Below are 13,895 nucleotides of genomic sequence, written 5' to 3'. Positions count from 1 at the left end.
CAATGCCATGAAAAAGACGCCAAATATCAACTCAGAAAGCCAAGATGTTGCCGAGCTACAAGCGATGGTGAAAGCGCTGTTGGCGTCAGAAACCCAATTGAAACAAGAGCGTCAATCGCTGCTTGAACAGCTCAAACTTGCCTTCGACCGTCAGTTCGCTAAACGCTCGGAGGCGTTAAAGCCTTACGATGAATCTCAAGGTGATCTCTTCAACGAAGCGGAGTGTGAGGCCGCTAAGGAAGAAGAGGTTGAAGTTGTCACAACGACCATCACAAAGAAGAAACGTGGTAAACGCAAACCACTGCCAAAGACCTTGCCTCGTGAAGTTATCGAACTCGATTTAAACGACGATGAAAAGCAGTGCACTTGCTGTCAACATAACCTGCATAAAATCGGTGAAGACCGTAGCGAGAAACTTGAGTTCACGCCAGCGGTACTAAAAGTGTTGGAATATGTTCGTCCTAAATATGCTTGCCGCCAATGCGAGCAAACAGAAGACAAAAACCACGTCGTTCAAAAGCCAGCGCCGCAAAGCATTATCCCGAAGAGCTTCGCCACAGAAAGCTTGTTGGCCAATATCATCCTCGGCAAATATCAATACGCGATGCCACTTTACCGCCAAGAATCCCTGTTTACCCAGTCGGGTATCGAACTCTCACGAACCACCATGGCAAGGTGGATTATCCAAGTCAGTGAGAAGTTCGCTCCACTTTACGCGGCCTTAAAAACGCACCTACTTGAGCAAGTGGTGATTCAGGCGGATGAAACGCCGCTCAATGTCCTCAAAGAAGATAAACAGTGTTATATGTGGCTTTACTGCTCGGGCGCAGACTCGCCTGAAGCCGCCCTCCCTAATGTGAGAAATATCGTCTTGTACGACTATCAAAACAGTCGAGCTAGGGCGTGCCCTGTTGCCTTCTTGGGGGATTACAGTGGTTATCTACAAACCGATGGCTATGGTGTTTATGATGGGCTTCATCTCGTCACCAATGTCGGTTGCTTGGCGCATGCTCGGCGCAAGTTCATGGAGGCGAAAAAGCTGCAAGGCAAAGGCAAGTCAGGCAAAGCGGATAGTGCATTGGCTAAAATCCAGAAACTCTATGGAATAGAATCACGCTTAAAAGGTGCCTGTGCCGAAAAACGGAAAGCAGAGCGCCAAGAGCATGCTAAGCCGATACTGGATGAGCTTTATGAATGGATGACAACTCAGAAAGTGCTTGAGTCTAGCCCGCTGGGTAAAGCGATAAAATACACGCTCGGTCAGTGGCCGAAGCTGAGCCGCTATATCGATGACGGTCACTTATCGATAGACAATAATCGTGCTGAACGCGCAATAAAACCGCTGGTTATAGGCAGAAAGAACTGGCTCTTCTCGACCAATCCCAATGGAGCTGAAGCGAGCGCGATGCTTTACAGTATCGTCGAGACAGCGAAAGCCAACGGCCTTATCCTTTACGACTACATGGTTAAGTGCATGAAAGAGCTAGCGAAATCTGAGCCTGATATCGATGCACTCCTGCCTTGGAACTTCCAACACTAACAATATCGCCCCGTGGGATCATGGGGCGGATACTTTAGATCCATGTTGTCCAATGGATGTTACCTTGGTTTCTTATGTGCAAAATCCAGGTGCAGTTATGTCTCGCTATAGCGAAATATCGCACCCCGATGAATACTCTCGTGTTCGTGAGAGTGCGAAAAGATATAACCTCAACAGTAAAACGATTAAGGGTGCGAGAAACGAAGTCATCAAGAAAGTGAAGGATTCATTACAGTTCATAGAGCAACACGCATCTCTTCCCCCAGAATCGCAAGCCATAATGAATGGCTTTTTGGCTACAATGGAACAGAACTTGGTTGATGCTTGCAATCGAAAGTCCGCTTTTTCTGCGACAGCCGTAGCCTTTGTTCGCGAGAAAAAGCACGAGCCTTGGTTAGCAAATCTATTGCCACGGCTTGATCTGTCAGATTAAATCACTTTTAACTGCTTAGTTCCTGTTACAGAGAGGCTGCCTCTGGCGGCCTCTTCTATATGCTCGCTCCACCAGCACATCATTGGTTTTCTACGTTCGAGATAATCCGTGCGGTTATAGGCACTTCGAACTTGGTTATCATCAACGTGGGCTAGGGCTGCTTCCACTAAGTCTGGATCAAAGCCTTGTTCGTTGAGTGTGGTACTCGCGAGCGAGCGCAAGCCGTGACTAACCAGCCTTCCAGCAAAACCCATACGTTTTAATGCCATGTTAGCCGTTTGGCTGTTGCAGGGCTTTTTCGGATCTCTATCCGACGGAAAAACAAAATCACGGTGGCCACTTATCGGCTTCATCACTTCCAATAGCGCTAGCATCTGCTCAGTGAGCGGGATGCGGTGCTCTCTTCTTTTTTTCATTCTCTCGGCTGGAATGGTCCAGACTTTCTCTTCCCATTCAATTTCATCCCATCTAGCGCCAGCGGCTTCAGAAGGGCGCGTCATGGTGTGTAATTGCCATTCTAATAAGCAACGAGTTGTGCGTTTAATACTTGCATTAGCTATCGCGCTCATGAGTTCGGGCAGCTCTGCCGGTGTCAGTGCCGCCATATTTTCTTTTTTAGGTTTCTTGAAGGCGGCTTTGATGCCAGTTAATGGATTGGCCTGGATAAGACCGCAGTTAGTGGCGAAGTTCATCACCTCATTCAAACGCTGAGATAGGCGTTTGACGGTTTCTAAGCTACCTTTGGCTTCAATCGGTTTGAGTAGCTCGATGATTTCCGGAGCCGTGATCGCTTTTATCGGTTTATTGGCGATGTGCGGGAAGATATGCAGTTCCAATGAACGCCAGATATCGATCGCGTAATCGGGAGTGACATCATGCTGTTTGATGGCAAACCAATCTTTCGTGACGTTCTCAAAGGTGTGCTCATGGATCTCTTTATGAACTTGTTGTTGGCGTTTTCGATCGTCTTGTGGATCGATGCCTTGTGCGATCAGCTCTTTGGCAGAAAGTAAGCTTTTTCTTGCTTGTAAAAGGGAGATGTCTGGGTACATTCCAAAGCTTAAGTTAGCTCGTTTACCGTTTGTGGGGCGATAGTAGTTGAAGATCCACTGCTTTGAACCGTTAGGTTTGATTCTAAGTCGCAAGCCATCACCATCGAAAAGATTATATTCTTTCTCTCTAGGTTTGGAGGCTTTGATCTCTTTATCTGTCAGCTTTACTGTGTTTTTTGCCATGATGGGTACACCAGATTAACACGATAAAATCAGTGTACCTTGTAGTGTACCTAAAAATCAAAGCTGCTATGAAATCGCATGGAATGTCGGTGGATGCTAAGTTGTTGATTTCACGTTGTTGCGAGCAAGAAAAAAGACGCCCTAGGACGTCTTTAAACTATGATTTGGTGGAGCTGGCGGGATTTGAACCCGCGTCCGAAAATCATTCATCATTGGTACTACATGCTTATTCGATCTTTAATTTCACCATCAAACTGCGAACCGACACGCTATCTAATGGCTATCCTGAATTAGTTTTAATGCTTTGTCTCTCAGGCGGGAGACGCGGCACGAGCTTGTTTGGTTTTGACTCTCTGTTGTTCCCCGTCTTACGAGCGGAAGCTAGGGCAGAAAGGCTCTTGGCAGGTTATTAAGCTGCTAGTGCGTAGTTTTCGTCGTTTGCGACTATTTTTTTGCGGCTTTTAACGTGGCAAACCGCCCCACGGCATGCACCTCAGACTGCAAAATTCCCGTCGAATCCAGAATCAGCCCCAAGTGTGTTGACGCATACTACCAGAAAACCTTTGTCTGTCTAGCTTTCTGCGTCTAAGTGGTCAAGATTAACGCAATGAGCTCTTCATTACGCGTGCTTTCTCTCTTGCCCAATCTTTTTCTTTTAAATCATCACGTTTGTCATGCAGTTTTTTACCTTTCGCTACACCAATTTTGATTTTCACCCAAGAGCGAGACCAATACAGTGATAGTGCGATAAGTGTCATGCCTTCACGGTTGATGCGTCCATAAAGGTTGTCCAGTTCACGGCGGCTGATTAACAGCTTGCGCACGCGAGTTGGGTTGGCAACCACGTGAGTGGATGCTTGCTGCAGTGGCGTTATTGTCATTCCGGAAACAAAGGCTTCTCCGTCTCGCATGAAAACGTAGCTTTCTGCGATATTAGCTTTGCCTTGACGAAGAGATTTGACTTCCCAGCCTTGGAGCTCCATGCCAGCTTCTACTTCATCTTCGATAAAGTATTCGTGGCGAGCTTTTTTATTTACAGCAATGGTATTGCTACCTGCTTTTGAGTTTGATTTTTTCTTTACCATAGTGGCGGCATTATACGGTTTGGTTTGAGCTTAGGAAATCCTTTTATTTGCGTAGGATAAGAATAAAAGTAAAATTGTTACACACCAGACTCTTTCGGTGGTGATGAGGAGAGAATATGAAGCAAGTCAGTCGTTCTGCTTTAGTGTCTTTTAGTGCAGAACAAATGTTTAATCTCGTGAATGACGTTGCTCGTTATCCTGAATTTTTGCCAGGTTGTTCTGGTTCTCGCGTTATTGAATCTTCCGATTTGTCGATGGTGGCTTCGGTGGATGTTTCAAAGGCAGGGATAAGTAAGACGTTCACAACGTCGAATGTGTTGGTGGCCAGTGAAGCTATTTTGATGAATTTGGTCGATGGTCCTTTTAAGGTTTTAAAAGGCGGTTGGTATTTTACTGCACTTGATGAACAAGCCTGCAAGGTTGAACTTAAACTGGAATTTGAATTTTCGAGCAAAATGGTGGAATTGGCTTTTGGCAAGATATTCAATGAATTGACCAGTAATATGGTTAACGCATTTACCAAACGAGCGAAACAGGTGTATCAGTAATGAGTATTGAATCTGAGATGATCCATGTTGAGGTAGTCTATGCATTGCCTCACGAGCAAAGAGTACTGAATTTGGTGGTAGACAAAAACTCAACCGTCGAAACGATAATTCAACAGTCCGGTGTGCTTGAGCTCTACCCAGAGATTGATTTATCAAAAAATAAGGTCGGGATTTTTAGTCGTAACGTTAAGCTAGATTCGACGGTCAGAGACCGTGATCGCATTGAAATTTATCGTCCGTTATTGGCCGATCCTAAAGAGATCCGTCGCAAGAGAGCCGAGCAGGCAAAAGCGCAACAGTAAACGTTGCTGCGGTATTGGGTGCAAGATAAAGGGCTCGTTATGAGCCCTGTCCGTTAGTGTCACTCATTGTGAGGTGCACTTTGGGTATCATTTGTTTGAACGTGTTTTCGTTCAGTTTACGCCTTCAAAAAACCGTTCGCTAGGAGGGTGGTCGCCACTGATTTCCATCAAAGCACCTGCGGTATTAAATGTCGCAATCAGGTTTTTCTGTATCGATTCTTTGTGGCCTTCCGTGTGGTGATAAATGTAATACCAAGTATCGGGATAACCGTTTTCAATAAGCATCGGCGACCCCATGACAAACCTAACCTGTTCTTTGCTCATACCGAACTTGAGTTGATCGACGGCTTGCTGTTCAACGTAGTTGCCTTGGTTAATATCAATACGATAAACGAGTTTTTCTAATAAAGAGCATCCAGTCAGCATTGTCATTGCTAAAGGGACTGCGATTAACCACTTTTTTAACTGCATATTCAAAATTCTTTGCCAATAGGTCGTAAAACTGGACTGATAATAAACAAGCTCGCAGCAGAAGTAAAAAATAGACTGAGCTACGAGCTAGTTGAGACTGCAAATTTTGAGTTTGGTTGCAAACCTAAAAAGAAAAATGTCAGCTTAGGCGGCGATCAGCAGTTCTTTTGCATTAGCAAGGGTAGATTCGGTGATTTGGCTACCCCCTAAAAGGCGAGCAAGTTCAGCGACGCGTTGTTCATTGTCTAACCGTTTCATTTGTGTTTCTGTCTTTCCTGCTTTGGCTTGCTTGCTGACAAACAGTTGTTGGTGCCCGCAACCTGCCACTTGTGGTAAGTGAGTCACACACAGTACTTGAGTTGATTCGCCTAATGTTCTTAGCATTTTTCCGACTACCGCTGCTGTCGGGCCACTGATACCGACATCGACCTCATCAAAAATAAGGCTAGGAGTATCTACTTTTTGAGCGGTGATCACTTGGATTGCTAGAGATATCCGTGACAGTTCTCCGCCTGACGCGACTTTAGCGATAGGCTGCAGCGGTTGACCTGGGTTGGTCGAGACTAAGAAGGTTACGGTGTCAAAACCCAGTGGTGATGGATGCGTTGTTTCATGATTAACTTCGATGCAGAACTTGGCTTTTTCCATGCTCAGTTCGTGCATGCTATTGGTGATTAATTTATCCAGCTCTTTCGCGTAACGGCTACGAGACTTATGCAGTTTGTCGGCACAGGTTGCAAACTGCTGATACTGTTTGGCAACGTTACTTTCCAGTTCTTGTAATTTATCTTCAGAGCAGTCAAGTTGCGCTATTTGTTTGAGCAGATCTTGGTGGTGGTGGTAAAGCGTTTCAGGAGCGATGTAGTGCTTGCGCGATATGGACATCACTTTAGAGTAACGTTCTTCTACATAAGCCATACGTTCAGGATCGACATCGATACTGTCCAGATAGTTTCGCAATTCACTGTTGGCTTCTTCGAGTTGGATGATGGCTTCAGCCACCATGTTGGGTAAGGTGGCAAGTTTTTCATCTAACTCGGCCAGTTCAAGCAAGGCGTGGTTGGCTGACTGCAGCAAACTTAGCGCATTGACTTCTTGCCCCTCATAAATAAGTTCAATGGCTTGCTGGCAAGTGGTAGCAAGCTCGCCACTGTTGGCTAAACGTCTGTGCTCTTGTTCGAGTTCGGTGAACTCTTCTTCACCAATCGCCAATTCATTGAGTTCTTTGATTTGATATTCCAGCAGTTGAACTTGAGCTTGGTTTTGTTGACTATTTTCTTTGAGTTGATTGAGCTGGTTATCTGCTTGACGCCACATTTGGTAGGCTAAGCGTGTCTCTTTGACAAGATTCACGTGACCTGCGTATTGGTCCAGCATGCTCATTTGATACTCACTTTTCATCAGTTGATGATGGGCGTGTTGACCGTGGATGTTGATCAGTAATTGACCTAGAGCTTTGAGTTGTGAAAGAGGCACAGGGCTGCCATTGATGAAGGCACGAGAGCGGCCATCTTTGGTGATGATTCGGCGTAAAATACACTCTTTTTGGTCGAGCAAGTCATTGTCTTCCAACCAGCGCGTGGCGTTGAGGTTATTGTCCAAAATAAAGGCGGCGCTGACTTCGGTTTTTTCTTCACCCTGCCTGACCATTCCTGCTTCCGCACGGCCACCAAGACATAAACTGAGCGCGTCAATTGCAATGGATTTACCCGCACCGGTTTCGCCAGTAATGGTAGTCATTCCTTTGGAAAGCTCTAACTGCAATGATTTAACAATAGCAAAATTATTCACACTTAAATGAGCCAGCATTTCTGTACCTATATAATCAAATAACACTGTATAAGTGAACAGTATAAACTGTTTTTTTATACAGTAAAGATGCCTGTCAGAAAACTATGAGTATTGTAAACTGCGCTGAGTTTAGTGCATGCGACAGGAAGTGATTTATGTTGCTTGATAGCTCTGGCTTTCTAGTGAATTTTACTTCATTCGATGGGGTTAATTAGTTTTGAATTGATTATTAAATGCTCATTAAATAGTTTGACGAGGTTCACAAAAAAGCCTGCTAAATTTATAGATTTTGTTTTACTCGATTTAGAAGGAAATAGCGCGCCAATTAGGCGCGCTTTAGTTAGTGATTATTCAACTTCCTTTAGACGGGCAGTGAAGTGGCGTAGCACTTGTGGCTCGTAGGTGAAATCGAGTCCCTTCACGTTATGGGCATTCTCCTTTACTTTCCCAAATGCTTCGATAACGAAGTCCATGTGCGTTTGAGTGTAAGTAGCACGAGGAATGGTTAGGCGTAACAACTCAGCAGGACAAGGGTGTTGTTTACCCGTTGCAGGATCTCGGCCTAATAGTAACGAACCGATTTCCACCGCGCGAATACCGGCTACTTTGTAGAGTTCACAGGCTAAAGCATGAGCTGGGAATTGATGCGAAGGGATATGAGGTAATAGTTTGCCTGCATCAACGAATGCTGCGTGGCCGCCAGCCTGCTGACACACAACCCCAATGGCTTCTAAGCCATCAACAAGGTACTGAACCTGGCCGATACGGTACTCTAGCCAGTCTTGACGCATGCCATCGTATAGACCGACAGCAAGACGCTCCATTGCACCACCTTCAAGACCACCATAAGTAGGGAAACCTTCTTGAATCACACAAAGCGTGCGGCATTCCGTGTAAGTGTCCATCATCGATTCATCTTTGAAACACAACAGACCGCCCATTTGAACCATTGCATCTTTCTTAGCAGACATGGCTAAACCATCTGCGTATTTATAGGTTTCACGAGTGATTTCTTCGATAGTCCAATTTTGATAACCCGGTTCGCGTTGCTGAATAAAGTAAGCATTCTCAGCAAAACGCGCGGAGTCCATGATGACAGGAATATCGTAGCGTTGAGCAATCTCGTATACCGCTTTTAAGTTAGCGATAGAGACAGGCTGACCACCGGCAGAGTTACAAGTAATCGTGCTGACAATGTAAGGTACGTTCGCAGGCCCTGCTTCTTCAATTGCCATTTCCAGTTTCGCGATATCAAAGTTACCTTTGAAATCTGCATTGACAGATGTATCGAACGCATCTTCGGTATAGACGTTTTTCGCCACACAGCAGTTAACTTGAGTGTGACCTTGAGTGGTGTCGAAGAAGTAGTTAGACAGCGCCACCATTTTTGAACGATCGAGGCCTTTTTCTTGCTCACGCTTTTTAATTAGAACAGGAATATAGATTTGCTCTGCACCACGGCCTTGGTGAGTTGGGATAGTTAACTCATAACCGAAGATATCTTTCACCGCATTCGCCAGCGCATAGTAGCTGCGGCTGCCACTGTAAGCCTCGTCACCCATTAGCATTGCTGCTTGCATTCTTTGAGTAATAGAGCCTGTGCCGCTGTCAGTGAGAAGGTCAATAAACACATCGTCACTATCGATAAGGAATGGGTTCATACCCGCTTTAAGGATGGCTTCTTCGCGATATTCACGCGTTGTACGTTTTACTGGTTCAACAACACGAATGCGGAAGGGTTCTGGTAAGTGTTTAAAGTTTTCCATGATAATACCTTTGAATAATTTAATTTTTGTCAGGCGATATTAGTCAACACCCTTTATATATTTAGAGTGAAAAATATCGCGCCAAATAATTAGCGATAAAATTCGAGTGAAATAAATCTATTTGAGAATAACCAAGCAACAACTTTAAATTAATAAAGATGAATGCAAGTATCGAAAAACGATGTAAATAGATTTAGTGTTGATGCTGATTGTTTAATGGATTCGAAAGAATGCAGAAACAACCAAGCAGGCTAGGCGTGTGCAAAAGATGGTAAAATTGAGATTTGATAGTCGTGCGTGTACCAAGCTAGGGAGCTTGACCATAACTTATCTTGAATTTTTAGATTTTTACTCATATCTAAATCCGTGGTGAGTTATAGCTGGTTGACTGATGGAATGATTCTTAACCAAGTTGATTAGTAAGTAAATTGATAGAAATAATAATTGTGATCGAAGTCCTTAACTTGAATATGGAATAAATCATGGCTCACAAATAATCAGCTATAGGATAAGTAAATTTATGATGGAAAATAAATAGAAATTTTAAAACCCATTAAATATTAATGATTCCCTGTAAAAAAGACCTCGATATTATTAATCGAGGTCGACAGTCAATAGAAGGTGAAGAGGTTGGTTTAAAACAATTTACTCGACCAACCCAGTTTCTTTCTTAGCACGTGATAGTAGCTGTAATCTTTAGGATGAATGAGCTTTAGAATATTTGGGCTTTGGTAAATATGCACTTCATCACTGGGGGAAACCGGTAGGGATACTTGTCCATCGCAGCTAACTTCCTGTGTTCCGCGATTATCAGGCGAAACCAGCAGTTTTATCTGGCGGTTGCCATCCACAACTAAGGGGCGGCTTGAAAGGGTATGCGGGAACATGGGAACCAGTGTAATGGCGTTTAAACTGGGGGATAAAATCGGCCCGCCGCCAGAAAGTGAATAAGCGGTAGAGCCCGTTGGGGTAGAAACGATAAGGCCATCGGAGCGTTGAGAAAAAGCGAAGCTATTATCTATATAGACTTCAAATTCAATCATATGTGCAATTTTGCCGGGGTGTAATACGGCTTCATTAAGCGCTGCATTATGGCTTTTGACTTGCCCGTGGCGATGAATTTCTGTTTCCAGTAAGAAGCGTTGCTCTTCTAAATATTCGCCATTGAGTACTGCAAGTAGCCTTGGTTGAAAATCTTCTGGGTTGAGATCGGTCAAAAATCCTAAATTGCCACGATTCACCCCAATCACGGAAATGTCGAAGCGTGATAATACGCGTGCGGCACCGAGCATATTGCCATCGCCCCCAACCACAACCGCAAGGTCTGCTTTTTTGCCGATTTCAAGCAGGCTAGCGAAATGTTCCGCAGGTACACCTTCCAATATTTCGCTGAGACGATCATCAATAAAGACCGGATATCCCATTGAAGTTAGCCATTGGTAAAGCTCTTTATGTGTTTGAATGGCTTGTTGATCTCTTGGTTTTCCAATGATAGCGATCACTTCAAATGGTTTTTTCATAAATTTTCCAAACTAATTAGGCTTGAATCAGGATTGTTCATCCCCATAATAAGGGCAAGTTATGCCTTTGTGCGAATTTTTGTGTGCTTAACTTTTTGAACTGTGGAGGTTAAGCGCAAAATAGTTGGATTCTGGAGATATCATGAACAACGAAGAAAACAAAATCAAAGAAGAAGAACTACAGCAAGAAGTAGTGGGTCAAGAAGCTGAAGTCGTTGGTACTGACGCGGATATCGATTGGAACGAACAAGTTGAAGTCGATGAGAAAGAGTCCCAAATTGCGCAATTAGAAGCGGCGCTACTGTCGAGCGAAGCAAAAATTCAAGAGCAAAAAGACTCGGTGCTAAGAGCGAAAGCGGAAGTTGAAAATATGCGCCGCCGTTCAGAGCAAGAGATCGATAAAGCGCGTAAATATGCGTTGAGCCGTTTTGCTGAAGAGTTGTTGCCAGTGTTAGACAACCTAGAGCGCACGATTCAAGCTGCTGACGCTGAGAACGAAGTAGTGAAACCGCTGGTGGAAGGTGTGGAACTGACGCACAAAACTTTCATTGGCGTAGTTGAAAAGTTTGGCCTGAAAGAGATTAATCCTGAAGGCGAAACATTCAACCCAGAATTGCACCAAGCAATGTCAATTCAAGAGAGCCCAGATCATGAACCTAACACTGTGATGTTTGTGATGCAAAAGGGCTATGAGTTGAATGGCCGAGTGATTCGCCCTGCGATGGTCATGGTATCAAAGTAAAGAGTTGCGAAATAAGCCAAATGCTTTATTGGCGTTAATTTATTCAGTGCCAAAGAGAGGTGTACGTCGCCTCTCTTTTTTATGTCGAAATCGATTAATGTCGAGATAGAAACCTTCATTAAGTGATTTCGGGATTGAAAAAGTCGTTATTTACGCTGTTTAGTCGAAATATCATAACTTTTTTCAATTTTGCCCTTGAAAAGGTGCTGAGTGACCTTATTTATTGGGCATACGAGAAACGAACATCCTTGTTTAGTTTGTGAGTAAGGGTTGAAACCCTGTTCTCCCTCCCCCACATAGGGGGTAGCATAAAACAAAAATAGAATTTATTTGGAGATAGCCTGATGGGTAAAATCATTGGTATTGACTTAGGTACTACTAACTCTTGTGTTGCTGTTTTAGATGGCGACAAACCTCGCGTTATTGAAAACGCTGAAGGTGAACGTACAACTGCATCGGTAATTGCATATACAGATGGTGAGACGCTAGTAGGTCAGCCTGCAAAACGTCAAGCGGTAACAAACCCAACCAATACGCTATTTGCAATTAAGCGTTTGATCGGTCGTCGTTTTGAAGACGAAGAAGTTCAACGTGATATTGAAATCATGCCTTACAAAATCGTGAAGGCTGATAATGGCGATGCTTGGGTTGAAGCAAGAGGCCAAAAAATGGCCGCTCCTCAAGTTTCAGCTGAAGTTCTGAAGAAAATGAAGAAAACAGCTGAAGATTTTCTTGGTGAGCCAGTTACTGGTGCCGTTATTACGGTTCCTGCATACTTTAACGATGCACAACGTCAAGCAACGAAAGATGCAGGTCGTATTGCAGGCCTTGAAGTAAAACGTATCATCAACGAACCAACAGCGGCTGCACTTGCTTATGGTTTGGACAAACAAGGTGGCGATCGCGTTATCGCGGTATACGACCTTGGTGGTGGTACATTTGATATTTCAATCATCGAGATCGATGAAGTTGAAGGCGAGAAAACATTCGAAGTTCTAGCAACTAACGGTGACACACACCTTGGTGGTGAAGACTTTGATAACCGCATGATCAACTATCTCGTTGATGAGTTCAAAAAAGAGCAAGGCATCAACCTAAAAACTGATCCACTTGCGATGCAGCGTCTAAAAGAAGCCGCAGAAAAAGCGAAAATTGAGTTGTCATCAGCGCAACAAACAGATGTGAACTTGCCTTACATCACCGCTGATGCTGCTGGTCCTAAGCACATGAACGTGAAAGTGACACGTGCGAAACTAGAATCTCTAGTGGAAGACCTTGTTCAGCGTTCGCTTGAGCCACTGAAAGTGGCGCTGGCTGATGCAGACTTGTCTGTCGGCGACATTACTGACGTTATCCTTGTGGGTGGTCAGACTCGTATGCCTATGGTTCAGAAGAAAGTGGCTGAATTCTTTGGCAAAGAAGCGCGTAAAGATGTTAACCCAGATGAAGCGGTTGCTGTTGGTGCGGCCATTCAAGGTGGTGTGCTTGCGGGTGAAGTAAAAGACGTACTGCTACTTGACGTAACGCCTCTGTCTCTAGGTATCGAGACAATGGGTGGCGTGATGACTAAGTTGGTTGAGAAAAACACAACGATTCCAACTAAAGCGAATCAAGTATTCTCTACCGCTGAAGACAACCAAAACGCAGTAACGATCCATGTTCTACAAGGTGAGCGTAAGCAAGCCATGTACAACAAATCGCTAGGTCAATTTAACCTAGAAGGTATTCAAGCTGCACCACGTGGCATGCCACAAATTGAAGTTGTGTTTGACTTGGATGCGGATGGTATCTTGCACGTGTCTGCGAAAGATAAACAAACAGGCAAAGAGCAGAAGATCACTATCCAAGCGTCTGGCGGTTTGAGCGATGCTGAAATCGAGAAAATGGTCCAAGAAGCTGAAGCAAACAAAGAAGCGGACAAAAAGTTCGAAGAGTTAGCGACAGCACGTAACCAAGCGGACCAAATGATTCACGGTACTCGTAAGCAAATTGAAGAAGCGGGTGATGCTCTTCCGGCTGACGATAAAGTGAAGATTGAAGCGGCCATTACTGAGCTTGAAGAAGCGAAGAAAGGTGAAGACAAAGAAGCGATCGACGCTAAAGTTCAAGCGCTTATGGCTGCTGCTCAAAAACTGATGGAGATCGCTCAGCAAAAAGCTCAAGCACAACAAGCAGGTGAAGGCCAACAACAGTCTGCAGAAGACGATGTCGTTGACGCTGAGTTTGAAGAAGTCAAAGAAGACAAAAAGTAATTGATTGAGTTCCCTCCTTTTAAACGGGGAGGGCTAGGGTTGGGTGGCTCGCGAGTTTAACCCACCCTAACTTCTCTAAGAGAAGAATGAAATCAACGGTATGATGCGGGCGTTTGGGGTAACTCTTACGCCCGTATGTCTGTAATTAATGAAAACTCATTGGTGTCCATCTAACTAACAGTGTCTTTTTAGTTTGAATTCACTAGAATC

General features: G+C 44.3%; 12 protein-coding genes and 1 other RNA gene. 6 read left to right on the top strand and 7 right to left on the bottom strand.

The window, feature by feature from the left end; genetic code table 11:
• Positions 1-7: 7 nt before the first annotated feature.
• Positions 8-1,540: an IS66-like element ISVa11 family transposase gene (locus tag N5E84_RS08875; RefSeq protein WP_069211897.1), complete on the top strand. Its 1,533-nt coding sequence runs from the start codon at positions 8-10 to the stop codon at positions 1,538-1,540.
• A 97-nt stretch (positions 1,541-1,637) separates the two neighbouring features.
• Positions 1,638-1,973, top strand: a complete 336-nt coding sequence (locus N5E84_RS08870) for a hypothetical protein (RefSeq protein ID WP_127170315.1) — start codon at positions 1,638-1,640, stop codon at positions 1,971-1,973.
• On the opposite strand, the gene N5E84_RS08865 is transcribed toward N5E84_RS08870, so the two are convergent.
• From N5E84_RS08865 to smpB, 3 genes are all read right to left on the bottom strand, one after another.
• Positions 1,970-3,208 (bottom strand): integrase domain-containing protein, encoded by a 1,239-nt coding sequence (locus N5E84_RS08865; RefSeq protein WP_019282966.1) that lies wholly within the window; start codon positions 3,206-3,208, stop codon positions 1,970-1,972. The genes N5E84_RS08870 and N5E84_RS08865 overlap by 4 nt on opposite strands.
• A gap of 165 nt (positions 3,209-3,373) precedes the next feature.
• Positions 3,374-3,740, bottom strand: a transfer-messenger RNA (tmRNA) gene (gene ssrA, locus N5E84_RS08860).
• Between the two features lie 67 nt (positions 3,741-3,807).
• The gene (gene smpB, locus N5E84_RS08855; protein ID WP_013857439.1) at positions 3,808-4,293 is read right to left on the bottom strand and encodes an SsrA-binding protein SmpB; all 486 of its coding nucleotides are present in this window, start codon (positions 4,291-4,293) and stop codon (positions 3,808-3,810) included.
• Positions 4,294-4,409: 116 nt separating this feature from the next.
• Here smpB and N5E84_RS08850 point away from each other — a divergent pair, with 116 nt between their 5' ends.
• Entirely contained in the window at positions 4,410-4,841 is a 432-nt protein-coding gene (locus tag N5E84_RS08850; protein WP_017049442.1) for an SRPBCC family protein, read from the top strand.
• The gene (locus tag N5E84_RS08845) at positions 4,841-5,143 is read left to right on the top strand and encodes an RnfH family protein (RefSeq protein ID WP_010319507.1); all 303 of its coding nucleotides are present in this window, start codon (positions 4,841-4,843) and stop codon (positions 5,141-5,143) included. The genes N5E84_RS08850 and N5E84_RS08845 overlap by 1 nt, the downstream gene beginning before the upstream one ends.
• Before the next feature lie 111 nt (positions 5,144-5,254).
• Here N5E84_RS08845 and bamE read toward each other — a convergent pair whose 3' ends face one another.
• The 4 genes from bamE to nadK all read right to left on the bottom strand — a co-directional run bounded on the left by bamE (position 5,255) and on the right by nadK (position 10,691).
• Entirely contained in the window at positions 5,255-5,614 is a 360-nt protein-coding gene (bamE, locus tag N5E84_RS08840) for an outer membrane protein assembly factor BamE (protein ID WP_029388393.1), read from the bottom strand.
• Positions 5,615-5,758: 144 nt separating this feature from the next.
• Positions 5,759-7,423, bottom strand: a complete 1,665-nt coding sequence (gene recN / locus N5E84_RS08835) for a DNA repair protein RecN (protein ID WP_029388392.1) — start codon at positions 7,421-7,423, stop codon at positions 5,759-5,761.
• A gap of 329 nt (positions 7,424-7,752) precedes the next feature.
• A complete protein-coding gene (tnaA, locus tag N5E84_RS08830) occupies positions 7,753-9,171 on the bottom strand; it encodes a tryptophanase (RefSeq protein ID WP_017043367.1) in 1,419 nt (472 codons plus the stop codon).
• 635 nt (positions 9,172-9,806) lie between these two features.
• Complete coding sequence (gene nadK / locus N5E84_RS08825) at positions 9,807-10,691, bottom strand: NAD(+) kinase (protein WP_019282962.1); 885 nt, start codon at positions 10,689-10,691, stop codon at positions 9,807-9,809.
• A 142-nt stretch (positions 10,692-10,833) separates the two neighbouring features.
• Here nadK and grpE point away from each other — a divergent pair, with 142 nt between their 5' ends.
• Positions 10,834-11,433, top strand: a complete 600-nt coding sequence (grpE, locus tag N5E84_RS08820; protein WP_038148829.1) for a nucleotide exchange factor GrpE — start codon at positions 10,834-10,836, stop codon at positions 11,431-11,433.
• Positions 11,434-11,777: 344 nt separating this feature from the next.
• Positions 11,778-13,685: a molecular chaperone DnaK gene (dnaK, locus tag N5E84_RS08815; RefSeq protein WP_013857431.1), complete on the top strand. Its 1,908-nt coding sequence runs from the start codon at positions 11,778-11,780 to the stop codon at positions 13,683-13,685.
• Positions 13,686-13,895 lie beyond the last annotated feature (210 nt).

This window comes from Vibrio sp. J502 (assembly GCF_025397955.1).
Lineage (GTDB): Bacteria > Pseudomonadota > Gammaproteobacteria > Enterobacterales > Vibrionaceae > Vibrio > Vibrio anguillarum.
The sequence above is the reverse complement of the archived record's forward strand: the minus strand, read 5'-3'. Positions and strand labels throughout refer to the sequence as shown.

What these genes read in the sequence shown, in the direction of transcription:
- N5E84_RS08870 (WP_127170315.1), top strand. Translation starts at nt 1,638, where the DNA reads ATGTCTCGCTATAGCGAAATATCGCACCCCGATGAATACTCTCGTGTT.
- N5E84_RS08865 (WP_019282966.1), bottom strand. Translation starts at nt 3,208, where the DNA reads ATGGCAAAAAACACAGTAAAGCTGACAGATAAAGAGATCAAAGCCTCC.
- bamE (WP_029388393.1), bottom strand. Translation starts at nt 5,614, where the DNA reads ATGCAGTTAAAAAAGTGGTTAATCGCAGTCCCTTTAGCAATGACAATG.
- dnaK (WP_013857431.1), top strand. Translation starts at nt 11,778, where the DNA reads ATGGGTAAAATCATTGGTATTGACTTAGGTACTACTAACTCTTGTGTT.
- N5E84_RS08850 (WP_017049442.1), top strand. Translation starts at nt 4,410, where the DNA reads ATGAAGCAAGTCAGTCGTTCTGCTTTAGTGTCTTTTAGTGCAGAACAA.
- nadK (WP_019282962.1), bottom strand. Translation starts at nt 10,691, where the DNA reads ATGAAAAAACCATTTGAAGTGATCGCTATCATTGGAAAACCAAGAGAT.
- N5E84_RS08845 (WP_010319507.1), top strand. Translation starts at nt 4,841, where the DNA reads ATGAGTATTGAATCTGAGATGATCCATGTTGAGGTAGTCTATGCATTG.
- grpE (WP_038148829.1), top strand. Translation starts at nt 10,834, where the DNA reads ATGAACAACGAAGAAAACAAAATCAAAGAAGAAGAACTACAGCAAGAA.
- recN (WP_029388392.1), bottom strand. Translation starts at nt 7,423, where the DNA reads ATGCTGGCTCATTTAAGTGTGAATAATTTTGCTATTGTTAAATCATTG.
- N5E84_RS08875 (WP_069211897.1), top strand. Translation starts at nt 8, where the DNA reads ATGAAAAAGACGCCAAATATCAACTCAGAAAGCCAAGATGTTGCCGAG.
- tnaA (WP_017043367.1), bottom strand. Translation starts at nt 9,171, where the DNA reads ATGGAAAACTTTAAACACTTACCAGAACCCTTCCGCATTCGTGTTGTT.
- smpB (WP_013857439.1), bottom strand. Translation starts at nt 4,293, where the DNA reads ATGGTAAAGAAAAAATCAAACTCAAAAGCAGGTAGCAATACCATTGCT.